This window comes from Rhodopseudomonas telluris, assembly GCF_042432815.1.
Classification (GTDB): Bacteria; Pseudomonadota; Alphaproteobacteria; order Rhizobiales; family Xanthobacteraceae; genus Rhodopseudomonas; species Rhodopseudomonas telluris.
Genome location: NZ_JBHLWM010000005.1, coordinates 403,054 through 427,978 on the forward strand (window position 1 = coordinate 403,054; position 24,925 = coordinate 427,978).

General features: G+C 65.9%; 25 protein-coding genes. 15 read left to right on the forward strand and 10 right to left on the reverse strand.

The window, feature by feature from the left end; all coding sequences use genetic code 11:
• Window positions 1-215: 215 nt before the first annotated feature.
• The gene (locus tag ACFFJ6_RS13385; RefSeq protein ID WP_378388452.1) at window positions 216-365 is read right to left on the reverse strand and encodes a hypothetical protein; all 150 of its coding nucleotides are present in this window, start codon (window positions 363-365) and stop codon (window positions 216-218) included.
• A 371-nt stretch (window positions 366-736) separates the two neighbouring features.
• Here ACFFJ6_RS13385 and ACFFJ6_RS13390 point away from each other — a divergent pair, with 371 nt between their 5' ends.
• From ACFFJ6_RS13390 to ACFFJ6_RS13410, 5 genes are all read left to right on the forward strand, one after another.
• A complete protein-coding gene (locus ACFFJ6_RS13390; protein ID WP_378388454.1) occupies window positions 737-1,654 on the forward strand; it encodes an ABC transporter permease subunit in 918 nt (305 codons plus the stop codon).
• A gap of 10 nt (window positions 1,655-1,664) precedes the next feature.
• The gene (gene livM / locus ACFFJ6_RS13395) at window positions 1,665-2,993 is read left to right on the forward strand and encodes a high-affinity branched-chain amino acid ABC transporter permease LivM (RefSeq protein WP_378388456.1); all 1,329 of its coding nucleotides are present in this window, start codon (window positions 1,665-1,667) and stop codon (window positions 2,991-2,993) included.
• Entirely contained in the window at window positions 2,990-3,826 is an 837-nt protein-coding gene (locus ACFFJ6_RS13400; protein ID WP_378388458.1) for an ABC transporter ATP-binding protein, read from the forward strand. The genes livM and ACFFJ6_RS13400 overlap by 4 nt, the downstream gene beginning before the upstream one ends.
• Window positions 3,827-3,989: 163 nt before the next feature.
• Window positions 3,990-4,739 (forward strand): ABC transporter ATP-binding protein, encoded by a 750-nt coding sequence (locus tag ACFFJ6_RS13405; RefSeq protein WP_378388460.1) that lies wholly within the window; start codon window positions 3,990-3,992, stop codon window positions 4,737-4,739.
• 161 nt (window positions 4,740-4,900) lie between these two features.
• On the forward strand, window positions 4,901-6,013 hold the full coding sequence (locus ACFFJ6_RS13410) for a branched-chain amino acid ABC transporter substrate-binding protein (protein ID WP_378388462.1): 1,113 nt from the start codon (window positions 4,901-4,903) through the stop codon (window positions 6,011-6,013).
• Between the two features lie 273 nt (window positions 6,014-6,286).
• On the opposite strand, the gene ACFFJ6_RS13415 is transcribed toward ACFFJ6_RS13410, so the two are convergent.
• The gene (locus tag ACFFJ6_RS13415; RefSeq protein ID WP_378388464.1) at window positions 6,287-6,721 is read right to left on the reverse strand and encodes a pyridoxamine 5'-phosphate oxidase family protein; all 435 of its coding nucleotides are present in this window, start codon (window positions 6,719-6,721) and stop codon (window positions 6,287-6,289) included.
• Between the two features lie 66 nt (window positions 6,722-6,787).
• Window positions 6,788-7,522, reverse strand: a complete 735-nt coding sequence (locus ACFFJ6_RS13420; RefSeq protein ID WP_378388466.1) for a cytochrome c biogenesis CcdA family protein — start codon at window positions 7,520-7,522, stop codon at window positions 6,788-6,790.
• Window positions 7,523-7,665: 143 nt separating this feature from the next.
• Here ACFFJ6_RS13420 and ACFFJ6_RS13425 point away from each other — a divergent pair, with 143 nt between their 5' ends.
• Window positions 7,666-8,667, forward strand: a complete 1,002-nt coding sequence (locus ACFFJ6_RS13425; protein ID WP_378388468.1) for a P1 family peptidase — start codon at window positions 7,666-7,668, stop codon at window positions 8,665-8,667.
• A gap of 38 nt (window positions 8,668-8,705) precedes the next feature.
• On the opposite strand, the gene ACFFJ6_RS13430 is transcribed toward ACFFJ6_RS13425, so the two are convergent.
• Complete coding sequence (locus tag ACFFJ6_RS13430) at window positions 8,706-9,470, reverse strand: EF-hand domain-containing protein (protein ID WP_378388470.1); 765 nt, start codon at window positions 9,468-9,470, stop codon at window positions 8,706-8,708.
• A 302-nt stretch (window positions 9,471-9,772) separates the two neighbouring features.
• Here ACFFJ6_RS13430 and rpe point away from each other — a divergent pair, with 302 nt between their 5' ends.
• On the forward strand, window positions 9,773-10,471 hold the full coding sequence (gene rpe / locus ACFFJ6_RS13435; RefSeq protein ID WP_378388472.1) for a ribulose-phosphate 3-epimerase: 699 nt from the start codon (window positions 9,773-9,775) through the stop codon (window positions 10,469-10,471).
• A 252-nt stretch (window positions 10,472-10,723) separates the two neighbouring features.
• Here rpe and ACFFJ6_RS13440 read toward each other — a convergent pair whose 3' ends face one another.
• Window positions 10,724-11,278, reverse strand: coding sequence for a hypothetical protein (locus tag ACFFJ6_RS13440; RefSeq protein ID WP_378388474.1), 555 nt, complete (start codon window positions 11,276-11,278; stop codon window positions 10,724-10,726).
• Window positions 11,279-12,907: 1,629 nt separating this feature from the next.
• On the opposite strand from ACFFJ6_RS13440, the gene purB reads away from it, so the two are divergent.
• The 5 genes from purB to rpsD all read left to right on the forward strand — a co-directional run bounded on the left by purB (window position 12,908) and on the right by rpsD (window position 17,247).
• The gene (gene purB, locus ACFFJ6_RS13445; RefSeq protein ID WP_378388475.1) at window positions 12,908-14,215 is read left to right on the forward strand and encodes an adenylosuccinate lyase; all 1,308 of its coding nucleotides are present in this window, start codon (window positions 12,908-12,910) and stop codon (window positions 14,213-14,215) included.
• A 280-nt stretch (window positions 14,216-14,495) separates the two neighbouring features.
• Entirely contained in the window at window positions 14,496-15,293 is a 798-nt protein-coding gene (gene murI / locus ACFFJ6_RS13450; RefSeq protein WP_378388477.1) for a glutamate racemase, read from the forward strand.
• Window positions 15,294-15,346: 53 nt separating this feature from the next.
• A complete protein-coding gene (locus ACFFJ6_RS13455) occupies window positions 15,347-15,595 on the forward strand; it encodes a hypothetical protein (protein WP_378388479.1) in 249 nt (82 codons plus the stop codon).
• Between the two features lie 6 nt (window positions 15,596-15,601).
• On the forward strand, window positions 15,602-16,384 hold the full coding sequence (locus ACFFJ6_RS13460; protein ID WP_378388481.1) for an acyltransferase: 783 nt from the start codon (window positions 15,602-15,604) through the stop codon (window positions 16,382-16,384).
• A 245-nt stretch (window positions 16,385-16,629) separates the two neighbouring features.
• Window positions 16,630-17,247: a 30S ribosomal protein S4 gene (gene rpsD / locus ACFFJ6_RS13465; protein WP_054162438.1), complete on the forward strand. Its 618-nt coding sequence runs from the start codon at window positions 16,630-16,632 to the stop codon at window positions 17,245-17,247.
• A gap of 226 nt (window positions 17,248-17,473) precedes the next feature.
• Here the strand turns inward: rpsD and ACFFJ6_RS13470 are convergent, their stop codons facing one another.
• Entirely contained in the window at window positions 17,474-18,511 is a 1,038-nt protein-coding gene (locus ACFFJ6_RS13470; RefSeq protein ID WP_378388484.1) for an NAD(P)-dependent oxidoreductase, read from the reverse strand.
• A 67-nt stretch (window positions 18,512-18,578) separates the two neighbouring features.
• Between ACFFJ6_RS13470 and ACFFJ6_RS13475 the strand changes: the two genes are divergently transcribed.
• Together ACFFJ6_RS13475 and ACFFJ6_RS13480 are read left to right on the forward strand one after the other, a co-directional pair.
• On the forward strand, window positions 18,579-19,202 hold the full coding sequence (locus tag ACFFJ6_RS13475) for a TetR/AcrR family transcriptional regulator (protein ID WP_378388486.1): 624 nt from the start codon (window positions 18,579-18,581) through the stop codon (window positions 19,200-19,202).
• A 63-nt stretch (window positions 19,203-19,265) separates the two neighbouring features.
• Window positions 19,266-20,333: a threonine aldolase family protein gene (locus ACFFJ6_RS13480; RefSeq protein WP_378389678.1), complete on the forward strand. Its 1,068-nt coding sequence runs from the start codon at window positions 19,266-19,268 to the stop codon at window positions 20,331-20,333.
• 128 nt (window positions 20,334-20,461) lie between these two features.
• Here the strand turns inward: ACFFJ6_RS13480 and ACFFJ6_RS13485 are convergent, their stop codons facing one another.
• From ACFFJ6_RS13485 to grxD, 4 genes are all read right to left on the reverse strand, one after another.
• On the reverse strand, window positions 20,462-20,761 hold the full coding sequence (locus ACFFJ6_RS13485) for a hypothetical protein (RefSeq protein WP_378388488.1): 300 nt from the start codon (window positions 20,759-20,761) through the stop codon (window positions 20,462-20,464).
• A gap of 427 nt (window positions 20,762-21,188) precedes the next feature.
• Window positions 21,189-22,469 carry a serine hydrolase domain-containing protein gene (locus ACFFJ6_RS13490; RefSeq protein ID WP_378388490.1) on the reverse strand — a complete coding sequence of 427 codons (1,281 nt, stop codon included), beginning with the start codon at window positions 22,467-22,469 and terminating at the stop codon, window positions 21,189-21,191.
• A gap of 47 nt (window positions 22,470-22,516) precedes the next feature.
• A complete protein-coding gene (locus tag ACFFJ6_RS13495; RefSeq protein ID WP_378389680.1) occupies window positions 22,517-23,059 on the reverse strand; it encodes an O-acetyl-ADP-ribose deacetylase in 543 nt (180 codons plus the stop codon).
• Window positions 23,056-23,382 carry a Grx4 family monothiol glutaredoxin gene (gene grxD, locus ACFFJ6_RS13500; protein ID WP_378388492.1) on the reverse strand — a complete coding sequence of 109 codons (327 nt, stop codon included), beginning with the start codon at window positions 23,380-23,382 and terminating at the stop codon, window positions 23,056-23,058. Before grxD ends, ACFFJ6_RS13495 begins: the two co-directional genes overlap by 4 nt.
• Before the next feature lie 288 nt (window positions 23,383-23,670).
• On the opposite strand from grxD, the gene egtB reads away from it, so the two are divergent.
• Window positions 23,671-24,924 (forward strand): ergothioneine biosynthesis protein EgtB, encoded by a 1,254-nt coding sequence (gene egtB, locus ACFFJ6_RS13505; protein ID WP_378388494.1) that lies wholly within the window; start codon window positions 23,671-23,673, stop codon window positions 24,922-24,924.
• Window position 24,925 lies beyond the last annotated feature (1 nt).

Sequence of the window (24,925 nt, forward strand, 5' to 3'; positions counted from 1 at the left end):
GAGCTAAACCCGGTTAACGACATCCGACAACGGAAACGCTTTGTTAACCTTAATTTCCGTTAACCCTGTGGATTTGGTGCCCAACGACCTCTCTGGATCGAACATCGGCACGGATTTTGCCGTGAGGGCCCTTTAGCTCCAAGCCCGCCACCAAAAGAAAATCCCGCCTTTCGGCGGGACCTTCCGACTCCTGGAGAGAGTCCTGTTGCGGTGGACTAGCGGTCGCGCTGGCCGTGTTGGCCCTGCTGCGGATTGCCCTGCCGACCCGGATCCTGCTGCTGCTGACCCGGACGTGCTCCACCACCCTGCTGCTGCTGGCCGGGCTTTTGGCCTGGAGTCGGATTCTGCTGGTTCTGATTCGACATGATGATTTCTCCTTCGGCTGTTTGCATCAGCCGGCGAGATAACGCGGGTGCCGCTTTGCCGGTTGCCGGAACAACCTTTCCGGGGCGTGATCTTTACGAGGCATTTGCGCGGCGGCCCGGTGTCGCGGAACCAGGCGATTGCGACCATCGTCCACAGGGAAGAAGGTCGTAATCCCGCGCTGTTGCCGTAAACGCTTCGCACTGTTACAAAATCTGCAAGCGAAGCGACGTGCCGGCTGCCGGGGCTCTCGCCGCATCGTGTCTCCAGCGCGAGCGGGTGCTCTTGAGCTTTGCCTGTGCGCCGCGAGTATCGGATCCCTACGGACGTCTTCTTCCGGACGTCGGCCTCGATCGTCTGACAACGGCAGCGCATGGACTATTTCGCCCAGCAGCTCATCAACGGCCTCGTCCTCGGCTCGATCTACGGCCTCATCGCCATCGGCTACACCATGGTGTACGGCATCGTCGGCATGATCAATTTCGCCCATGGCGATATTTTCATGATCGGCGGTTTCATCGCGCTGATCAGCTTCCTGATCCTGGTCTCGTTCGGACTCACCTTCGTGCCGCTGATCCTGCTGGTCGTGCTGCTGGTATCGATGGCGATCACCGCGCTGTATGGCTGGACCGTCGAGCGGATCGCCTACCGACCGCTGCGGCATTCGTTTCGCCTTGCCCCGATGCTGTCGGCAATCGGCATGTCGTTCGTGCTGATGAACTTCGCCCAGGTGTCGCAGGGCGCCCGCGTCAAGCCGGTGCCGCCGATCATCACCGGCGGCTACACGTTGCATGAAAGCGCCGACGGCTTCGTGGTGCGGCTGTCCAACGTCCAGATCTTGGTCGTCGTCACCACCATCGTGCTGCTGGCGATCTTCACCTGGCTGGTGTCGAAGACGCGGCTCGGCCGCGACATGCGCGCCTGCGAGCAGGACCAGACCATGGCGTCGCTGCTCGGCGTCGACGTCGATCGCACCATCTCGATGACCTTCGTGATCGGCGCCGCGCTCGCGGCGGTCGCCGGCATGATGTACTTGCTGTATTACGGCCTGGTCGATTTCTTCATGGGCTTCGTCGCCGGCATCAAGGCCTTCACGGCCGCCGTGCTCGGAGGCATCGGTTCGCTGCCCGGCGCGATGCTCGGCGGTCTGCTGATCGGCCTGATCGAGACGTTCTGGTCGGCCTATTTCTCGGTCGAGTACAAGGACGTGGCGGCGTTCTCGATCCTGATCGTCGTGCTGATCTTCATGCCGACCGGCCTGCTCGGCCGCCCCGAAGTCGAAAAAGTCTGAGCGGATCGACGTGGCCAAACTCGCGCACGCCGTCGCCGCCCCTGCCGCCGCCAAAGCCGGCGCAGGATTCATTCTGAAGAAAGCCCTGATCAGCGCCCTTGTGGCGCTGGTTTTGTTTTCGCTGATGATCGGCGTGCGGACCGAGGCTGGTCCCGAAGGCGGACTGATCTACTGGACGCGCTTCGAGGAACTCGCCGGCATGGTTGCGGCGGTGTTTTTCGGCTCGATCGTGGTCGAACTGCTGCGGCGCTGGTGGGGACCGGTCGATACGCCGAAGCTGGTGCCCGAAGCCGCACGCAAGACGCTGAGCCTCGCCGGCCGGGTTGTCGCCCCCGCCCTGCTGGTCTTCACCCTGCTGGTGCCGGTGATCTTCTACGACCAGCGCTACATTCTCGACCTCGGCATCCTTGTGCTGACTTACGTCATGCTCGGCTGGGGCCTGAATATCGTGGTCGGTCTCGCCGGCCTGCTCGACCTCGGCTATGTCGCATTCTACGCAGTCGGCGCTTACTCCTACGCCCTGCTCGCCACCAATTTCGACCTGTCGTTCTGGGTCTGCCTGCCGCTCGCCGGCATCCTCGCGGCGTTCTGGGGCGTGCTGCTCGGCTTTCCGGTGCTGCGGCTGCGCGGCGATTACCTCGCCATCGTCACACTGGCGTTCGGCGAGATCATTCGTCTGGTCATCATCAACTGGCAGAGCCTCACCGGCGGACCGAACGGCATCAGCGGCATTCCGCGCCCCACCGTGTTCGGCATCCCGCTGACACCGGGCGAGAACGGCCTCGCGGCGATGCTCGGCATCCCGTTCTCGCCATCGCAGCGGCTGGTGTTTCTGTTCTATCTGATCCTGGCGCTGGCGCTGATCACCAACTGGGCGACGATCCGGCTGCGGCGGCTGCCGATCGGCCGCGCCTGGGAAGCGCTGCGCGAGGACGAAGTCGCCTGCCGCGCGCTCGGCATCAACACCACCACGACCAAGCTCACGGCGTTCGCCACCGGCGCGATGTTCGGCGGCTTCGCCGGCGCGTTCTTCGCCACGCGGCAGGGCTTCATCTCGCCGGAGTCCTTCACCTTCCAGGAATCCGCGCTGGTGCTGGCGATCGTCGTGCTCGGCGGCATGGGTTCGCAGCTCGGCGTCGCGCTGGCGGCGCTGACGCTAATCGGCGGCTTCGAACTGTTCCGCGGGCTCGATCAGTTCCGCATGCTGGTGTTCGGCCTGTCGATGGTGTTCCTGATGGTGTGGCGCCCGCGCGGCCTGATCGGCCACCGCGCCCCGACCGTGTTTCTCGAGCACAAGCAGGCAATCTCGTCCGACCTCGTCAAGGAGGGCCACGGATGAGCGACGATCGCGACATCCTCCGCGTCGACGGCCTGATCATGCGGTTCGGCGGCATCGTCGCCGTCAACGATCTGTCGTTTACCGCGCAGCGCGGCAAGATCACCGCGCTGATCGGCCCGAACGGCGCCGGCAAGACCACCGTGTTCAACTGCATCACCGGCTTCTACAAGCCGAGCGCCGGCGCGATCAGCCTCACGCACGAAGACGGCGCGACGCACCGGCTGGACAAGCTCAACGACTTCCGCATCACCAAGATCGCCAAGGTGGCGCGCACCTTCCAGAACATCCGGCTGTTTCCCGGCATGACCGCGCTGGAAAACCTGATGGTGGCGCAGCACAACGCGCTGCTCCGCGCGTCGGGCTTCACGTTGCTCGGCCTGTTCGGCACGCCATCGTGGCGCGCCGCGGAGAAACAGGCGATCGAGCGTGCCACCTACTGGCTCGACCAGATCGGGCTGCGCGGCCGCGCCGACGATGCTGCCGGCAACCTGCCCTATGGCGACCAGCGCCGCCTCGAGATCGCGCGCGCGATGTGCACCGAGCCGGTGCTGCTGTGCCTCGACGAGCCGGCGGCCGGCCTCAATGCGCGCGAGAGCGCCGAGCTCAGCGAGTTGCTGCGCAAGATCCGCGGCGACGGCACATCGATCCTGCTGATCGAACACGACATGAGCGTGGTGATGGAAATCTCCGACGCGGTGGTCGTGCTCGACTACGGCGTCAAGATTGCCGATGGCACGCCCGCGCAGATCCGCGACGACCAGCGCGTCATCGCCGCCTATCTGGGCGTCGAGGACGAAGAGGTCGAAGCCGTCGAGCAGGAGCTCGGGCTGTGAGGTCGTCACAACATACGCTCTCGTCATTGCGAGGAGCGCAGCGACGAAGCAATCCAGCGCCGTGCACTGAGCTTCTGGGTTGCTTCGCTTCGCTCGCAATGACGATCGGGGCTGGCCGGGACAAACCCGGCCATGACGGACGTGAGCGTTGTGAGGTCGCATCATGACTTCGACCGCTGCCACTACGCCCCTGCTCAGCATCGAAAACCTTCACGCCGCCTACGGCAAGATCGAGGCGCTGAAGGGTGTCGATCTCGACATCGCGCCGGGCGAGATCGTCGCGCTGATCGGCGCCAATGGCGCCGGCAAGTCGACGCTGATGATGTCGATCTTCGGCAAGCCGCGCGCCAAGGCCGGACGCATCGTGTTCGACGGCGTCGACATCACGCAGATGCCGACGCACCACATCGCGCGGATGAGCATCGCGCAATCGCCGGAAGGCCGCCGCATCTTCCCGCGGATGAGCGTGGCCGAGAACCTGCAGATGGGCGCCGACGCCGGCGACAGCACCGACGATCAGCGCGCCGCCATGCTGGAGCGCGTGCTGACGCTGTTCCCGCGGCTACGCGAGCGCACCAGCCAGCGCGGCGGCACGCTGAGCGGCGGCGAGCAGCAGATGCTGGCGATCGGTCGCGCGCTGATGAGCCGGCCGCGGCTGCTGCTGCTCGACGAGCCGTCGCTCGGCCTCGCGCCGCTGATCACCCGCCAGATTTTCGAGGCGATCCGCACGCTCAACAGGCAGGACGGCCTCACCGTGCTGATCGTCGAACAGAACGCCAACCACGCGCTGCGGCTGGCGCATCGCGGCTACGTGCTGGTCAACGGCCTGATCACCATGAGCGGCAGCGGCGCCGAATTGCTGGCGCGACCGGAAGTCCGCGCCGCCTATCTGGAAGGCGGCCGCAAGGTCTGACCTCGTTACCGCCTGCGGCAGAATGTGCCAGCGCGACGCAAGCGATGCGGCATTTTGTCGATGACTTGCCATCAAAATCTGCCAACAATGCCGCGAACGTCGCGCCTGCGATCCGGTCTGGCGCGGCCGATCAATTGCAGTCTCATCTCAGGGATCACTCCATGAAACTCAAGCTTCTCGGTTTGGCATTCGGCGCGTCGCTGGCGCTGTCGACGACGGCGCTGGCGCAGGACATCACGGTCGCGGTCGCCGGTCCGATGACCGGCGGCGAGTCGGCGTTCGGCCGGCAGTTGAAGAACGGCGCCGACCAGGCGGTCGCTGACCTCAACGCCGCCGGCGGCGTGCTCGGCAAGCAGCTCAAGCTGCAGACCGGCGACGATGGCTGCGATCCGAAGCAGGCGCGCTCGATCGCCGAGAAGATCGCGGGTGACGGCATCCCGTTCGTCGCCGGGCACTTCTGCTCGTCGTCGTCGATCCCGGCGTCGGAAGCCTATGCGGACGGCAACACGCTGCAGATCACCCCGGCCTCGACCAACCCGCTGTTCACCGAGCGCAAGCTGTGGAACGTGCTGCGCGTCTGCGGCCGCGACGATCAGCAGGGCCTGGTCGCCGCCGACTACATCCTGAAGAACTATCAGGGCAAGAACGTCGCGATCCTCAACGACAAGACCACCTACGGCAAGGGTCTCGCCGACGAGACCAAGAAGGCGCTGAACAAGGCGGGCTTCACCGAGAAGATGTTCGAGTCCTACAACAAGGGCGACAAGGACTTTAACTCGATCGTGTCGCGGCTGAAGCGCGACAATATCGATCTCGTTTATATCGGCGGCTATCACCAGGAAGCCGGCCTGATCCTGCGCCAGATGCGCGACCAGGGCCTCAAGACCGTGATGATGGCCGGCGACGCGATGAACGACAAGGAATTTGCCTCGATCACCGGCCCGCTCGCCGAAGGCACGCTGTTCACCTTCGGCCCCGACCCGCGCAACAAGCCGACCGCCAAGGCGATCGTCGAGAAGTTCAAGGGCAAGGGCATCGATCCGGAAGGCTACACGCTCTACACCTACGCGGCTTTCCAGATCTGGTCGCAGGCCGTCGAGAAGGCCAAGACCACCGACCCGAAGAAGGTGATCGCCGCCATCAAGGCCGGCGAATGGGACACCGTGCTCGGCAAGCTCGCCTTCGACGCCAAGGGCGACATCAAGGCGATCGACTACGTCGTCTACAAGTGGGACGCCAAGGGCAACTACGCGGAGATCGGCAAGGCGATATGAGGCGGTGGTTTGCTTTTATCGTCATTGCGAGCGTAGCGAAGCAATCCAGCCCCCTGCACTGAACTGGATTGCTTCGTCGCTTCGCTCCTCGCAATGACGCTGAAGCCCGGTGCAAAACCGTCGCCGCCCGGCTTGACCGGGCGGCCCAGTCTTTCGAAGCGTTCGTCAGCATAGCCAAGGCTCTGGGATACTGGATCCTCCGCTTTCGCGGAGGGTGACCAATTGGCGTGGTCACTCCTGATCTAGATCAGCGGTTCGGAATCGAGAGAGAGCTCAGAGTTTGATCTCGCCCTGGTCCTCGCCATCCCAATAATGGATGCGCGAGGCGTGGACTTTGATCAGCACGATGCCGGGCGTGTCGATGCCCTGCTCGAACCAGATCTCCAGATCCTTGGTCCAGTGCTTTTCGAACGTCGCCTTGTCGCGGATCAGTTCGGCCTTGCCTTCGACCGAGATGAAATTCGGCGGCTTGCCGAGAAACCCCTTGGCGCCGGTGAACGACAGGCCGACCTGCGGGTCGCGCTTGATGTCGTCGATCGTGTGGGTGTTTTCGTAGCTGAAGAAATACGAGTCGCCGTCATAGGCGACGTCGCCGTTGTTGCTCATCGGGCGTGCGGCGATCTGGCCGCCTTCGGCGCGGGTCGAGAGCATCGCAAAATCGATATCGCGCATCTTCTCCGAGAGGTCCGACAGGGTCATTTGGCTCATGCGTGGCTCCTTGCTGCAAGCTCACGCATTGACGCCCGACGGAAGCATCCGTTCCGGACGGTGGCCCTACCCGATATTCCCCAGCGCCGGGAACGTATTCAGCAGCCAGATGCTGACGTCGCTGATCGCGCCCGTAAGAAAGCCGACGCCGGTGAGGATCATCAGCACGCCCATCGCGCGCTCCACCGTGGCGAGATGTTTCTTCATCCGCGCGAACAGGCCGGAGAACTGCTCGACCATCAGCGCGGCGAGCAGGAAAGGCACGCCGAGGCCGAGCGAGTAGATCGCGAGCAGGCCCGCGCCTTTCGCCACCGTGGCTTCGGCCGCCGCCACCGACAGGATCGCGGCGAGGATCGGGCCGATGCACGGCGTCCAGCCGAACGCGAAGGCGAGGCCCATCACATAGGCGCCCCACAGTCCGACCGGCTTGGGGATCGGAAGCCGGCCCTCGCGCATCAGGATGTTGATCCGGGTCAGGCCGAGGAAGTGCAGCCCCATCAGGATGATGACGATGCCGGCGACGATCGCCAGCTCCGCCGACCAGGCACGGATCAGCCCGCCGACCAGGCTGGCGCTGGCGCCGAGCGCGACGAACACGGTCGAGAAGCCGAGCACGAACATCACCGCCGAGATCATCACCGCGCGCTTCGAGGTGCGCTCGGTTTCATCGGCCGCGACGTGCTCGATGGTCGCGCCGGTCAGATAGATCAAGTAGGGCGGCACCAGCGGCAGCACGCAGGGCGACAGGAAGCTGACGAGACCGGCGATCAGCGCGGCGGGGATGGAGACGTCGTGGATCATGGGGCTACATGCACCGGCGCGCCCGCGCGGCGCAAGGCGATGCGGCAACGTTCCGCGCCTTGTGATCGCCGCGTGAGGGTTGCTTCGACCAAGTGTTTAGACCGAAGATGCTGCCCTCACCTCGCCACATCCACGGACTTGCCTTGAAAAACCTGATCACCGATGTCGCCGGCGTTCGCGTCGGCCATGCCGACGACGCCAAGCTCGCCTCGGGCGTCACCGCCATCCTGTTCGACCAGCCCGCCGTCGCCTCGATCGACGTGCGCGGGGGCGGACCGGGGATTCGCGACGGCGTGCTGCTCGAGCCGGTCAACACCGTCGAGCAGGTCGACGGCTTCACGCTGTCCGGCGGCTCGGCGTTCGGGCTCGATGCCGGCGGCGGCGTGCAAGGCTGGCTCGCCGAGCAAGGCCGCGGCTTTGCGATCGGCAGCGCGACGATCCCGATCGTGCCCGGCGGCGTGATCTTCGACATGCTCAATGGCGGCGACAAGGCGTGGGGCCGTTTCTCGCCGTATCGCGATCTCGGCTACGCGGCAGCCGCCGCGGCGAGCGAGGACTTCGCGCTCGGCAGCGTCGGCGCCGGCCTCGGCGCCACCACGGCGAACTACAAAGGCGGCCTCGGCTCGGCTTCGGCGATGACGCCCGGCGGCATCACGGTCGGCGCGATCGCGGCGGTGAACGCGATCGGCAGCGTCACGGTCGGCGACGGTCCGTGGTTCTGGTCGGCGCCGTACGAACAAGGCGACGAATTCGGCGGCTGCGGCTTGCCCGCGAAGTTCACGCCGGAGCATCTGAAGATCCAGCTCAAGGGCGCCGCCGCCGCGACCGCGGAGAACACCACGCTTGTCGCTGTCGTCACCGACGCCGTGCTGACCAAGACGCAGGTGAAGCGGCTGGCGATGCTGGCGCAGACCGGTTTCGCCCGCGCGATCTATCCGGTGCATGCACCGCTCGACGGCGACGTCGTGTTCGCCGCCGCGACCGGCAAGATTGCGGTCGATCCGCTGGCCGGCCTCACCGAACTCGGCGCGATCGCCGCCAACACGGTCGCGCGTGCGATTGCCCGCGGCGTCTATGAAGCGACGCGGCTGCCGTTCGACGGCGCGCAGCCGGCGTGGCGCGACAAGTTCGGCTCGACGTCATGATGTGAGGCCACGACGCGACACCATCCGGGCCTTGGCGACTACGCGCTAAGCGAGACCGTGGAGTTCGCGCCGGCCTGAATCTGATTGGCCTGCCGATGGATCAGTTGCTCGACGAAATTGTACTTCGCGGTGGCGTTGCTGGAGGCGCTGTTGGTCGCCGCCGAGGTCGAGGTCACTTTCGATCCGTCCGGATAGGTGATCGACGTGGTCACGCTGCCGTCCGAATTGGTGACGCTCGTGGCGCTCGCGCCGGTGAGCGCATCGGCCGCGTTCGAACCGGAGCCCGATGCCGAGCCGGACGCCGAAGCGCCGCCGTGGTGATGGCCCTTGCCCTTCAGCGCCGATTTCAGCTCGCCCATGCTGACCGAGCCGTCGCCGTCGGTGTCGAGCTTGGCGAACACCTTGTCGGCATTGGCCACGTTGGTGCCGCCGGCGCCGAGCTTGTCCTCGAATTCCGCCTTGCTGATCGAGCCGTCGCTGTTGCCGTCGAGCTGCGCGAACAGATCCTTCAGCGCGGCGTCGCGGCTCTTGTCCTTGGTGGTCGTCGGATCGGCCGGCTGGTTCTGCTGCGCCGCGAGCAGCGCCTGCAGGGTTTCGGGCGACAGCGTGCCCGAGGACGACGACCCGCTGAGGCTGCTGGAGCCGAGCAGCGAACTGCTGCTGCTGTTGCTCGAACTTGAGCTCGCGGTTTCGAACGGATTGGTCAGGCTGGTCGTCTTCGACGACGAATTGGCCGACGAGGACGAGCTCAGGGAGCTGAGCAAGCCGGACAGCGCGCCGAGGGCGCCAAGGGCAGGAATCATGACCACACTCCGTTCAGCGCCGCGCCGCGGCCGCAACTACTCATCCGCATCCCTGCCGGAGCAGCAGCAACCGCCGTGCCAGCGCGCCGAGGCTTGGAAAGATTGAGGTTTTCGTCCCGACGCGGCGCCGCGGCCGCGGAAATTTCTGCCGCGGCGGCAGAACCTGCCGAGCACAATGCGCGCGCCGCGCCATGCGGGGGCGCATTGCGAGGCCTTCTTTCGCGTGTTAGCGAATCGGCCCCTCGCCGCTCGGCCGCGCGCCGCAGCGCCGCGACCGCTCAGGAAACGTCCAGGAAGCCGCCATGTCCCAGTTCGCGCCCCGTCCTCTCGCCATCGCGCCCTCGATCCTGGCGTCGGATTTCTCCAAGCTCGGCGAAGAGGTCCGCGCGGTCGATCAGGCCGGCGCCGACTGGATCCATCTCGACGTGATGGACGGCCATTTCGTGCCAAACATTTCCTACGGCCCCGACGTCATCAAGGCGATGCGGCCGCACACCAAGAAGATCTTCGACGCGCATCTGATGATCGCGCCGTGCGATCCCTATCTCGAAGCCTTCGCCAAGGCCGGCTGCGACCACATCACCGTCCACGCCGAAGCCGGCCCGCATCTGCACCGCTCGCTGCAGGCGATCCGCGCGCTGGGCAAGAAGGCCGGCGTCTCGCTTAACCCGGGCACGCATCCGAGCGTGCTCGAATACGTGCTGGACGATATCGACCTCGTGCTGGTGATGTCGGTCAATCCGGGCTTCGGCGGCCAAGCCTTCATTCCGAGCGCAGTCGAGAAGATCAAGGCGATCCGCGCGATGGTGGCCGGACGGCCGATCGATATCGAGGTCGATGGCGGCGTCAGCGACAAGGTCGCGGGCGAACTGGCTGCCGCCGGCGCGAATGCGCTGGTCGCGGGCTCGGCCGTGTTCAAGGGCGGAACGCTGGAAGCGTATAAGGCGAATATCGCGGGGATCAGGAATGCGGCCGCGATTGCGCGGGGGGAAATGGTTTAGTTGTTAGGTTAGGCTCATTTGGTTGCGAGAGGCGTTCTCGGAGGTCTCAGCGAATGACTGATCAATTGCTCGTTGCTGTCGGCATGCCGTTGCTGATGCTGGCCATCGCAGTCGGTGTCGCCGCATGGGCGCGCGCCGCGGCGAGACGGTCAAGACAAGCGTAGGGTGGGCCGTGATACGCCGCAGGCGCGTCGTGCCCACGCGTAACTTGATAACCAGAATCGTGTGAGCAAGCTTCGCTTGACCCGTCTGCTACACCAGCCGCAAGCCCGACCGCTTGACAACCGTCGCCTCAAGACCAAACGCCGCAACGTTCGCGTCGCGCCAGCCATCGATCAATTTCTGGAGGGCCGACGGACTGTATTCAAGCGCGGCCAGCGCCTGCTCGGCGATGCGCCGGTGGACCGGAAAGCTCTCTTGGCGCGTCGTCAATAATTTCAGCCTTCGAAGCGCTTCAGAGACATTCCCGACGAGGAAATGCGTGAGCGCAAAATCCAGCTGCACGGGCTCGGATTCACTGCCTCCCCTCCAGGCGATATGCTGCAAAAACTGAGCCGGCGCCTGGAGAGAACGCAATGGCCCGACTTCATTGCGAGCGTACTGCTCCACGACCTCGGCGGCCCGTTGCAGATCATCGACCTTCACGCGCGTGTTGTCGGGCCCGCTAATGATGTTACCGTAAGTGAGCGTGATACCGTCGAGCGGCCGATGCAGCGGGGTCACGACCCTCCACAAATCCATATGATGCTTTTGCGAGGTCGTATTGAGAAACAAGCCGCGCAGAATGAACTCGGTCGGCCCGACCACAAGAATATCCCGGCAAAGAGTTGTGCTCGGCAAATGCGGCTGAACAAGCTTCAGAATTTTCGCAGAACGCCCCATGCTTCAAGCTGGCCCCTCGCGCGAAATGAAGATCAATGACAGGTGTGTAGGCGCCTGCACCCGTGTGCTTCGTGTTTCATCGGCTCATGCCGAACGTAGCACAGCAGGCTCAGCGTGGGCACGCTTCGCTCTGCGCGATCGATAAAACGCCGTGTTGCAATGAACGCCGTCATGGACGGGCTTGACCCGGCAATCCATCCTCTTCGCAAGGTGCGTTCCGGTCAGCGCGCTGCCTCGCGCGATGGATGCGCGGGCCTTCGCCGCGCCGAAGGGGCTTCCCCCGCAGGCGAGTCGAGCCCGCGCATGATGGGAGTGAGTGGTGAGGAGGACGCGCGGCACATCAAGTAACGCGCGGTGTCACCCAATTTTCCGTCATCCTCCGCGAAAGCGGAGGATCCAGTATTCCACGGCGCTTGTGGCGATGCCCAGCGAAGTAACAGACGCTCTGGGATACTGGGTCGCCCGGTCGAGCCGGGCGATGACGGGAGTGGGCCACACAGCGGCCGCTGTATCTCAGCGCCGTCATCCTGAGGCGCTGGCCCGCAGGGCGAGCCTCGAAGGATGCGGACACGGGTGCTGAGCTTGCGGCGCATCCTTCGAGGCTCGCTGCGCTCGCGCCTCAGGATGACGTCGAGTGCGTTGATCGGTTGATCACGATGTCAAACAGCCACGCCTCATCCTTCTCGCGGCTCCATCGAGCCCGAGGTTTGCGCCCGTCGCTTCACAGCGAGGGGTGGGGGCGCGCCGGTCGGCGCTAAGGGGTGGTGCTTGTCGCGAGGGCTTGCGTCCTCGCGCGACGCCTCGTCGGCGCGCCCACCGCGGCGCTTTCTGTCTTCGGGCCCGTGCTTCCGGGGGCAGGCAGGGGTAATGAAACCCCACGGATCCGGCGGATTACGCCGCCTTCGCCTGCCCGCGTCCAGCGAACTAACAAGTCGCAGAGCCTCGTAGTAGGCCCGGACGGGTACCCGAAGCCTCCCGGACGAATGGGTGCGAGCCACCCGCGCGGGACGCCGCGTCCGTTCGGCTTCGCTGACAACGGTCAGCTCCGCCGAACCATCGTTCCGGACCGGTTGCCCGGCCCGTCGATCTGTCCCGCTTGACGACGCCTCGCGAAGCGCCCCTCACGGACAGGACGACGCGGACTATAGTCCTCGTAGGAATTTTGTCAAGACCTGTAGCCCGGATGGAGCGCAGCGAAATCCGGGGCAGCACTGGCGACCTGCATCGCGCGCCGAACGCGTCGCTCGGCCCGCCCTCGATTGCGCTTCGCTTCATCGAGGCTACGGGTTACGGGGCCTGTCGTCATTCCGGGGCGCGCGGAGCGCGAACCCGGAATCCATAACCACCGGATTCGGAACTAAGGTACGGCGGCACGACGCGGCCCGCCACCGTGAAAGCCCGGGGGTATGGATTCCGGGTTCGCGAGCTGCGCTCGCGCCCCGGAATGACGATCGAAGGTCGAATATCCCAGTCCGGGCGACGGCCTGTTCGACTCGCCTCCCCGCTCCCCGTCTGCTAAAGCGCGGCGTAATCCCCCAACATCACGAGACACCGATGATCCCGCGTTATACCCGTCCGGAAATGGCTGCCATTTGGGAGCCGCTGACCCGCTTCAAGATCTGGTTCGAGATCGAGGCGCACGCCTCCGATGCGCAGGCGGCGCTGGGCGTGATCCCGAAGGAAGCAGCGGAGACGATCTGGGCCAAGGGCAAGGACGCGCAATTCAATGTCGAGCGGATCGACGAGATCGAGCGCGAGGTGAAGCACGACGTCATCGCGTTCCTGACGCATCTGGCCGAATTCGTCGGCCCGCTGTCGCGCTTCGTGCATCAGGGCATGACCTCGTCGGACGTGCTCGACACCTGCTTCAACGTCCAGCTCACCCGCGCCGCCGACATCCTGCTGGCCGATCTCGACAAGGTGCTGGCCGCGCTGAAGAAGCGCGCCTTCGAGCACAAGCTGACGCCGTCGATCGGGCGCTCGCACGGCATCCACGCCGAGCCGGTGACGTTCGGCCTGAAGATGGCCTACGCCTACGCGGAATTCTCACGCGCCAAGGAGCGCCTGATCGCCGCCCGCAAGGAAGTCGCGACCTGCGCGATCTCGGGCTCGGTCGGCACCTTCGCGCATATCGATCCGCGCGTCGAAGAACACGTCGCCAAGGCGATGGGCCTCGCGGTCGAGCCGGTGTCGACCCAGGTGATCCCGCGCGACCGCCACGCGATGTACTTCGCGGTGCTCGGCGTCATCGCCTCGTCGATGGAGCGGCTCGCCACCGAGATCCGCCACCTGCAGCGCACCGAAGTGCTCGAGGCCGAGGAGTATTTCTCCGAGGGCCAGAAGGGCTCGTCCTCGATGCCGCACAAGCGCAACCCGGTGCTGACCGAGAACCTCACCGGCCTCGCCCGCATGGTACGGGGCTACGTCAATCCGGCGATGGAGAATGTCGTGCTGTGGCACGAGCGCGATATCTCGCACTCCTCGGCCGAGCGCATGATCGCGCCGGACTCCACGGTGACGCTCGACTTCGCGCTCAATCGCCTCGCCGGCGTGATCGAGAAGCTGGTGGTGTATCCGGACAACATGACCAGGAATCTCGACCGCCTCGGCGGCCTGGTGCATTCGCAGCGCCTGCTCACCGCGCTGACCCAGAAGGGTTGCTCGCGCGAGGAGAGCTACAAGCTCGTCCAGCGCAACGCGATGCCGGTGTGGCGCGGCGAAGGCGACTTCCTGACGCTGCTGAAGGCCGATCCGGACATGAAGAAGTACATGACCGACGCCGAAATCGAAGAACAGTTCGACCTCGGTTATCACCTCAAGCACGTCGACACGATCTTCAAGCGGGTGTTCGGCGAGAGCTGAGGCGACGTCGCGACCTCTCTCTTCGTCATTCCGGGGCGCTCGCGCGGCGAGCGAGCCCGGAATCCATACCCCCTGGTCTCGCGGCCAGCGCAGAGCATGGCCGGCGCCGGGCATCAGTCGGCAGCACAGGCAGAATGGATTCCGGGTTCGCGCTTTGCGCGCCCCGGAATGACCATGAACGGGGTGTAGCCGACATCCCTATTCCCAACCCGCCTCCGCGACATTGCGGCGGCGCCGGAAAAACAACCGAAAACTAACCAAGCTGCGATAGACTCGCGTCGTGTCTGGGCATCCGAACATTCTGGTCTTCGATTCCGGCCTCGGCGGGCTGACGGTGCTGCGCGAGGTGGTGAAGGCGCGGCCGGATGCGCGCTACGTCTATGTCGGGGACGACGCGTTCTTCCCCTATGGCCAACGCAGCGAAGAGGCGGTGATCGGCCGTGTGGTGCCGCTGATGGGCGAGCTGATCGAAGCCCACGCCCCCGACCTCGTCGTGATCGCCTGCAACACCGCCTCCACCATCGCGCTGGCACCGCTCCGCGCACGCTACACCGTGCCTTTCGTCGGCACGGTGCCGGCGATCAAGCCGGCCTGCGCGCGGTCCAAGACCAAGCGGGTGTCGGTGCTCGGAACCTCCGCGACCGTACGACTGGAATATACCCGCGCGCTGATCCGGGATTTCGCGCAGGGCTGCGACGTCAAGCTGGTCGGCTCGGCGAATCTGGCGACGCTGGCCGAAGCCGCGCTTGGCGGCGGTAAGGTCGCCGACGAGGCGATCCTGGCCGAGATCGCGCCTTGCTTCGTGGCCGGCGACGGACCGGACAGCCGGACCGATACCATCGTGCTGGCCTGCACCCATTATCCACTGTTGCTCGACCGGCTGGTCCGGCTGGCGCCCTGGCCGGTGGAGTGGATCGATCCAGCGCCCGCGATCGCCCGCCGCGTCGTCAGCCTGCTCGGCAGCAGCAGCGCTAGTCATCATCATGAACAAAGTGCCGCCATCCTGTTCACTTCAGGACAGCGACATCGGCTCGTCAGCGCACTAACTCCATATTTCGGTGGCCTCGTCCCCGCCTGAGTACTTCCCGAGAGCTCCCGGCGCTGCTACTTTCATAGGCAGGGAGGACTGCCATGACCAACAGGCTTCTGATCGCGCGGGCCGTCCTCATGACAGCCGGTACGGCGATCGCAGAGCAGCATCCGAGCAGCATTGACGGTGCGGCGCTGCACGCGACCGAGTTCCATGACGGTGACGTGTCGGTTAGCAGCCTGACGGAACTCCCGGCGGAGATCATGCGCGACGACGAACATGGCGGCGCGAAGGTGATGGCTGTGTGGATGGTCGACAAGACCAAGCCGCTCGCGACTCCGGCGCTGTAGGTCGACGTGCGCGGCAAGATCCGAATCCTTTCGCTGCGGCGGCGGCTGATCGCCGATCTGATGCGGGCGTCGCGGGATGTGCCGCTGATCACTTATCAGCGCTCGCTGAACCTGACGCCGCTGGCGCTGGCCCGTGGCCGGCTGGCGGCGCCGCCCGGCTTTGCGGCGATCGTCGCCAAGGCCTGGGCGCTGGTGGCGCGCGATCAGCCGATGCTGCGTACGCTGGTGGTCGATTTCCCGTTCCCGCACCTCTACGAGCTGCCGCGCAGCGTCGCGATGATCGCGATCGCGCGTGATGTCGGCGGTGAGGATTGCGTGCTGATGCAGAAGGTGGTCGGCGCCGACGAGCTGTCGCTGCGCTGCGTGGACGCCCTGATCCGCGAGGCGCAGACCGCGCCGATCTGCAACGTGCCGATGTTCCGCAAACTGCTGCGGATCAGCGCCCTGCCCTGGCCGCTGCGGCGGATGGTATGGTGGGGCGGCATGGCGCTGGCTCGGCAGAAGGCGAATTTCTTCGGCAGCGTCGGCCTGTCCTCGGTGTCGGCGCTCGGCGCCGGCGATCTCTACCCGATCAGCCCCGGCCCCTACATGCTGAGCTATGGCCGGCTGCACGACGACGGCCGCTTCGACATGGTGATCCGCTTCGACCACCGGCTGATCGACGCCGCGCCGATCGCACGGGCGATGACCCGGCTCGAGCAGGTGCTGAACACCACCATCGCGAGCGAATTGCAGGCGATGTACAACCCGGCCACCGATCTGCCGCCGGTGCGGGTGGTCGGCGCCTGAGTCCGGCGGACGCCATTTCCGGCCTGTCGCCGAATTGACATCCGGCCGGTTTCTCCCTAGAACCCGGCTAACAACGCGGGCCTTTCGGCCCGCGTTGCGTTTCGCGACCCGTGGTCCACCCCTCTCAGCTTTGGGGCCGGATCTGTCGGCGGCAGGAATTCCGGCCGCAGCAGGAGGGCGCGTTTCCTCATCCAAGACTGAAAAACGCCATCGCGGTCGCGATGGCTATGCAAACCGAGGACGCGATGACAAAGCGCAGTGAAGCCAAGTATAAAATCGACCGCCGGATGGGCCAGAACATCTGGGGCCGCCCGAAGAGCCCGGTCAACCGTCGTGAATACGGCCCCGGCCAGCACGGTCAGCGCCGCAAGGGCAAGCTGTCCGACTTCGGCGTTCAGCTGCGCGCCAAGCAGAAGCTGAAGGGCTATTACGCCAACATCTCCGAGCGCCAGTTCCACGCCATCTACGTCGAGGCGACCCGCCTCAAGGGCGATTCGGGCGAGAACCTGATCGGCCTCCTGGAGCGCCGTCTCGACTCGGTCGTGTACCGCGCCAAGTTCGTGTCGACGATCTTCGCGGCGCGCCAGTTCATCAATCACGGCCACATCAAGGTCAACGGCAAGCGCGTCAACATCTCGAGCTACAAGGTGCGCGTCGGCGACGTGATCGAGGTCAAGGAATCGTCGAAGCAGCTCGCGATCGTGCTGGAAGCCAGCCAGCTCGCCGAGCGCGACGTGCCGGACTACATCGAAGTCGACCACAACAAGATGACCGCGAAGTTCGCGCGCATCCCGGCTCTCTCCGACGTGCCGTTCGCGGTGCAGATGGAGCCGCATCTGATCGTCGAGTTCTACTCGCGCTAAGCGCGACGGAACTGCTTTCTTCGTACTGATTGCTGCTCAGTCCGATGCAACGAGGCCCCGGTTCGCCGGGGCCTTTTTGTTTGTGAAGTCCGGTTAGATGTCGCGGCGCGTACCACCCTCCCCTGGAGGGGGAGGGTCGGCACGCATGCCGCGAAGCGGGATGCGTGACGGGGTGGGGTGAGCCGCGGGCACTGCGGATAAACTCTTCGCCACCCCACCCCGCTCGCTACGCGAGCGCCCCTCCCCCTCCAGGGGAGGGTGAAGAAGGCTCCAACTCGATCACCTCCCCGCCGGCCTGAGCGAGACGCGCGAAATACACGTCCGGCTCGATCAGCTGGTACGGGAAGTACAGGCCCGCCGGCGTTGAAGGGCGGCCGTCGAGACCGAGCAAGCGTTCGAGCACCAGCGCGACGCCGAGGCCGGTCAGCGGCATCTGGCCGCCGGGATGGACGACCGCGTGGCGACGCCGCAGCGGCCGATTGGCGCGATCCACACCTGCGAGTTCGATGATGATTTCGGTCGACAGCGGCTCACCGCGCCGGCGGCTGGAACTGACGCCGAGGGCAAGGCTGAAGCGAACGTTGGGCGCACCGGTCGCGGCGGCAAGGCCGAGCACGTCATTGGGCGACAGCGCCGAGGCCGCCATCGCGGTGCCGTCGACGGAGTGAAAGTTGGTCGTGAGTTCGTCACCGACGCGCCAGACATAGGCGCCGTCCTGCCGCAGCAAGGCCACCGGCATAGTCCGGGTCTGACGCTTCAGGTCGGCCTGAGCGGCCGGGCCGAACGCATCCTCCTCGTCGAGCAACGCGCCGATCGCGATGTCGTCGATGCGGCCGAACGCCCTGGCGAAGGCGAGCGTCGGCGCCGTCGTGCCGCCGACCATCCATTCCGTTCCCAGCACCACCGGCGCCGCCTGCGGGCGATGCATGTAGGCAGCGACTTCCGGACCAAGCTCGATGATCCCCGGCGAGATCGACAGATGCGGCACGCCGCGCGTCTGGGCGAGATGCAGCGCGGTCAGGCGCTGGTCGGTGAACAGCGTCGCGATCGCGCTCAGCGATCGATCCCCGAGGCCGAGATCGGCGGCCGTGTCGTCGATCGTCACGGCTTCAGCGTCGAGCTCGGCGGCGGCCTTCGCGGCGCGGGCTCGATCCCGGCTGCCGATCAGCAGCGGCAGCTCGGGATGCGCGGCGCGCAGCGATCGTGCGGTCCAGCGGCCGACATGGCCGGCTCCGCCGATCAGGAGAATCGGATCGTTCGACATTGCGGGACTCCCTCGTTCCATTTAACCTACCATCCGTAACATAACGAAGCTACCAAAGGTAGGTTGCATGGCGAGAGCAAAAACCGCCACCGCCTCGGGGGCGGGCGCGGAACCGGGCGAGCGGCTGCCGAAGGCGCAGCGGCGACGGCAATTGATGGAGACCGCGCTACAGATCGTGCGCGATGAGGGCGCCGACCGGCTGACGCTCGGTCATCTCGCCGAGCGCGCGGGCGTGTCCAAGCCGATTGCCTATGATCACTTCGGCACGCGATCGGGGCTGCTTATCGAACTGTACAAATCGATCGACGCCGAACACGCCGACGCGATGCGAGCGGCGCTGGCGAGCGGTCACCGCAGCCTGAAAGACACCGCGCAACTTCTCGCCTCCGCCTATGTGCATTGCTCGGCAAACACCAGCGGCGAATGGCAGGCGATCGGCGCCGCGCTGGCGGGCAGCCAGGAGAAGGACGCTGTGTATCAGCAGCTGCTTGACGGCTACGTCCAGCTGTTCGCCACCGCACTGAAGCCGTACACGACCCTGCCGCGCGCCGAGCTTGTGCGCCGCTGCGTCGGCATGATCGGCGCCGGGGAAGCGCTGTCGACCGCGATGATCCGTGGCCAGTGCCGCGAGGCCGAGGCCGCCGCAGCTTTCGCCGCGCTGATCCTCGGCGGACTGCGCCAGCCGGCCTGACCGGAGCCGCCCGCGGCTGAGGTTCTCGTTCTATCAGCGCGGGAAATGGTCTATTTTTCGGGGATGTCCTACACCCCGCCCCCGCCCGATCCGAACGCGCCGCCGGTGCGCATCAATCTGCTCTCGGACACCCAGACGCGGCCGACGCCGGCGATGCGGGAGGCGATGGCGCGGGCCGAGGTCGGCGACGAACAGACCGGCGACGATCCGACCACCAACGCGCTGAACGAGCGCGTCGCCGCGCTGCTCGGCAAGGAGGCCGCGGTCTTCCTGCCGTCCGGCACGATGTGCAACGTCACCGCGACGCTGGCGACCTGCCGGCCCGGCGACGAGATCATCGCGCATCGCACTGCGCACATCCTGTCGCGCGAGGGCGGCACCCACGCAGCGCTGGGCGGCTTCCAGATCACGCCGCTCGATGGCGACGGCGGCCAGTTCTCGCTGGCGGCATTCCGCGCCGCGCTGCATCCGCGCTCGCGCTACGAGCCGCCGCAGACCATGGTGAGCGTCGAGCAGACCGCCAATATCGGCGGCGGAACGATCTGGCCGCAGGCGACGCTCGACGCGATCGCCGCCGCCGGCAAGGCCGCGGGCCTGGCGACGCATATGGACGGCGCGCGACTGATGAATGCGGTGGTGGCGACCGGCATCGTGGCGCGCGAGATGGTCGCGGGCTGGGATTCGGCCTGGATCGACTTCAGCAAAGGCCTCGGCGCGCCGGTCGGGGCCTCGCTGGCCGGAAGCCGCGCGTTCATCGACGAGGTGTGGCGCTGGAAGCAGCGGCTCGGCGGGTCGATGCGGCAGTCCGGCGTCATCGCCGCCGCCTGCAACTACGCGCTCGACCACCACGTCGAGCGGCTCGCCGAGGATCACGCCAATGCGCGGGCGCTCGCGGCGGGTCTGGCGCAGCTTGCGGGCGTCGAGGTGCAGGAGCCGCAGACCAACCTGGTGTTCTTCAGGCCCGACGGCGCCGGCATCCCGGGCCCCGAGATGGTGTCGCGGCTGCGCGCCCGCGGCGTGATGCTGGCGATGATGGACGGCCGCATCCGCGCCTGCACCCATCTCGACGTCAGCCGCACGATGATCGATGAGACGCTCGACCTGGTGCGGGAGATCCTGCGGAAGGCGTAGGCGCTCGCGCCGTGCCGGCGCGCGGCGCTTTCTGAATAATCCGAAAACGCAAATGGCCGGGACGAACCCGGCCACTCACGTCTTGATCTATCAGGTCATGATCTGTCAGGCACAGCGGCCCGACGTCATTACAGGCAGATGCGCACGCCGGCTGCGTTGACGACGCAGGCGCCACGGCCACGCACGGGACCGCGAACGCCACGGCCGCCATAGCCGCGTCCGTAACCCCGGCCATAGCCGCGGCCGCCGCGATAACCCCGCCCGCGACCACGGCCCCAATCACCGCGCTGCGCGGAGGCGGAGGTGGTCGAGACGCCGGTGATCAGCGCGGTCGCGCCGACGAGGCTGAAAGCATAGATGCTGGTGAGCACCACCGCTGCGAGAACGCGCGAGACGAGGCCCTGACGGCCAGGCTGCTTGTAGGTCATGTGATTCCTTTTCGGTTGCGCGGGAACGGTGGCTGCAAAACGCCGCAGCGTCAATTCGGAACACAAAGATGCGAGGGAAGTTCCTGCGCCGTTGTTCGATATTGCCGGACAGGCCGCATCTATGCAGGGAGCAACCACAGAAGCGATCCCTTACCCTCCCCTGGAGGGGGAGGGTCGGCGTCCAGCCCGCCCGGCGGGATGGACGACAGGGTGGGGTGAGCCGCGGGCACTGCGGATAAACTCTTCGCCACCCCACCCCGCTCGCGACGCGAGCGACCCTCCCCCTCCAGGGGAGGGTGGTCTCCGGCATCAGCCGCTTCCGTATGCGATAGCCTGCCGTCATTCCGGGTTTGCGCTTCGCGCGCCCCGGGATGACTCATAAAGAGGTCGGTCGTCGGCGCGGGTGCTGCTTGATGGATGGGCCGGCTTACTCCAGCGCTTCGTAGACCAGTTTCTTGAGTTCCCGCTGCACCGGCTGGCGGTGCGAGGGGGTCTGTTCCATCAGCACGACGAACATGTCGAGCTTGGGGTCGACGATGAAATAGCAGCCGCTGGCGCCGTCCCATTTCAGTTCGCCGAGCGAGCCGGGCGGCGGCGGCTTGGCGTTGCCCGGATCAGTGCGGACAGCGAGGCCGTAGCCATAGCCGAAGCCGTCACCGGGGAAATAGAAGTAATCGCGCGCGATGCCGGAGGACGGGCCGACGTGATCGGTGGTCATGTCCTTGAAGGTCGCTTCGCTGAGATAGCGCTTGCCGTCGAGCTCACCCTTGTGCAGCAGCATCCGGACAAAGCGGATCACGTCGTGCGGCGTCGAGGTCAGGCCGCCGCCGCCGGATTCCCACTTCTTGACGATGTCCGGCCGGCTCGGACGCCCGACGCGGAAGTCGGCGTCGTTGGGCATCGGCTGCGCCATCCGCGCCTTCTGCTGCTCCTCCGGCAGGTAGTAACGCGTGTCCTTCATGCCGAGCGGATCGAACAGCTTCTCCTTCTGATATTCGTAGAACGACTTGCCGGATGCGACCTCGATGACGCGGCCGAGCACCTCGTAGGAATTGCCGTAGTCCCACAGCGTGCCGGGCTGCTCCTGCAGCGGCACCTTGGCGATGCGCTCGGCGAATTCGGCCGTGCTCGGATCGCCGTCGTAGATCTTCGCCGCGGCGATCGCCTTGCGGGCCAGGCTGTCGCCATAGAAGCCGTAGGTGATGCCCGAGGTATGCAACAGCAGGTCGCTGATCTTGATCGGCCGTTTCACCGGCTCGAAGTCGAGATATTTCTCGCCGCCCTCCTTGGTCTTCTCGACGCCGACTTTCACATCGGCGAAGGCAGGGACGTATCTGGAAACCGGATCGTCGAGTTTGATCTTGCCGTCCTGCACCAGCGTCATCACCGCGACGGCGGTGAACGGCTTGGTCAGCGAGGCGAGCCGGAAGATGGTGTCGTCGGTCATCGGCGCCTTGGTGGCGACGTCGCGCACGCCGAAATACTTACTATACACGGGCTTGCCGTGGCGCTCGATATACACCACCGCGCCGGGGATCTTGCCCTCCTCGATGATCTTGCCGAAGAATGCATCGATGCGGCCGAGCTTCTCCTGCGAGAACTGCGCGGTCGGCGGCGGATCGAAACTGCCTTCGGCGAGAGCCGGCGAGGCAATCAGCGCAGCGAGCGCTCCGGTCATCAGCAGGCGCGCGACACGGCGCAAGATCATCAAGTCCTCCCGAGTTGTGCAGGGAGGATGGTAGCGGCCGCGGTCAACTAATCAAGTGTCGCCGATAGCGCAGCCCGGTGCAGCGCGGCGCTCGGTTCCGAAAAGCAGCAGAACACCACTCGGGTGACGAACGGCGTTGTCTTCAGTGTCTCGATGCAGGTCCCGACTGCGATCGGCGCGGCGCGCTCGGGCGGGAAACCGTAAACGCCGGTGGAGATCGCCGGGAACGCGACCGAGGCGAGACCGTGCTGCTGGCACAGGTCGAGCGCCCGGCGGTAGCAAGACGCCAGGGCGGCGTCCTCACCCGAACCGCCGCCATGCCACACCGGCCCGACGGCATGAATCACATGCCGCGCCGGCAACCGATATCCCTGGGTGATCTTGGCATCGCCGGTGGCGCAGCCATCAAGGGTGCGGCACTCGGCCAGAAGCTGCGGGCCGGCGGCACGATGGATCGCGCCGTCCACTCCGCCGCCGCCCAGCAGCGAGCTGTTGGCGGCGTTGACGATCGCGTCGACCGCGAGCGTCGTGATGTCGGCGACGACGACCTCGAGGGTCGCCGCGCCGCTCAAGCGTTCGAAAGTGCTCAGGCCGCGACCTTGATGCCCTTGTCGGCGAACAGCTTCTGCAGCTCGCCGGCCTGGAACATCTCACGGACGATGTCGCAGCCGCCGACGAATTCGCCCTTCACATAGAGCTGCGGGATCGTCGGCCAGTTCGAGAACTGCTTGATACCGTCGCGCAGCTCGGCCGATTCGAGCACGTTGTGGCCCTTATAGGGGACGCCGATGTGATCGAGGATCTGCACGACCTGTCCCGAGAAGCCGCACTGCGGAAACTGCGGCGTGCCCTTCATGAACAGCACGACGTCGTTGGACTTCACTTCGGTGTCGATGAATTGCTCGATGCTCATGGCGGATCCCTTTGCGGCGCGGCCGGCTGACCACCAGCGGCCGGGTCGGTCTGTCATATATGTAGCGCGAAAACCATTCGCAGCCCAAGTAAAATGCCAGTCAGGCGTGCTGACGGTCTGATTTGCCTCAACATTCCGGCATCGCGAGCCGCGCCCACCAGCACCCAAGGGTTGCCAACGGACAGACCGAGTCGGGCTCCTGCCTTCCATTCCGGCCGCGAACACCTATTTGGCGAGTCTCGGAACCGCTTCTCGGAAGCAGCGTTTTCTCCCAAACCGGAGCTGCTCGTGTCGAATTTCTCCTCCGCCGCTGTTTCTGTAGCCGTTTCTCCCGAATCTCCTTCGACGCCAAGCGCGCTGGCGACCCGGCTGGCTGAGGCCTATCGGACGGTGCGGGATGAGACGGAGCGGCGGGCGGCGCCGTTGAGTGCCGAGGATCAGGTGGTGCAGTCGATGCCGGATGCCAGCCCGGCGAAATGGCACCGCGCGCACACGACGTGGTTCTTCGAGCAGTTCCTGCTCGGGCCGCACCAGCCCGGCTACCGCGTCTTCCATCCGGATTATGCTTATCTTTTCAACTCTTATTACGTTTCGGCGGGGCCCCGGCACACCCGTGCGGCGCGCGGGCTGCTGACGCGGCCGGGGGTCGAGGAGGTCGCGGCCTATCGGCGCCATGTCGATGCGGCGATGCTGGCGCTGTTCGCCGAATCCGATGAGGCAAAGTTGCGGCAGCTCGAGCCGCTGGTGGAAGTCGGTCTCAATCACGAGCAGCAGCACCAGGAGCTGATGCTGACCGACATCCTGCACGCCTTCGCCCAGAACCCCATACCGCCCGCCTACGATCCGACGTGGCGGCTGCCGGCGGCCGAGCACAGCGGCGACGCGCTGGTCGATCTGCCGGAAGGCATCCACGCGATCGGCCATGCCGGCGACAGCTTCCATTTCGACAACGAAAAGCCGGCGCACCGCGCGCTGGTCGGTCCGGTGACGCTCGCGCGCCACCTCGTCACCAATGCCGAATGGCTCGCCTTTATGGCGGACGGCGGCTATCGCACGCCGACGCTGTGGCTGATGGACGGCTTCGCCTGCGCCGAGCGCGAAGGCTGGGAAGCGCCGGGTCATTGGCGGCAGGTGGATGGCGAGTGGCGGATCATGACGCTCGGCGGCCTGCAGCGCATCGATCCCGACGCGCCGGTCTGCCACGTCAGTTACTACGAGGCCGATGCGTTCGCGCGCTGGAGCGGCAAGCATCTGCCGACCGAGATGGAATGGGAAGTCGCGGCGCGCGCCGGTCAGCTCGCCGACGCCTTCGGCATTGTGTGGCAGTGGACCCGCAGCGCCTACGCACCCTACCCCGGCTACAAGGCGATCGAGGGCGCGCTCGGCGAATACAACGGCAAGTTCATGGTCAATCAGCTGGTGCTGCGCGGCTCGTCCTGCGTCACGCCGGATGGCCACAGCCGCCTGACCTATCGCAACTTCTTCTATCCGCACCACCGCTGGCAGTTCACCGGACTGCGGCTCGCCGACTACGACGTCTGAC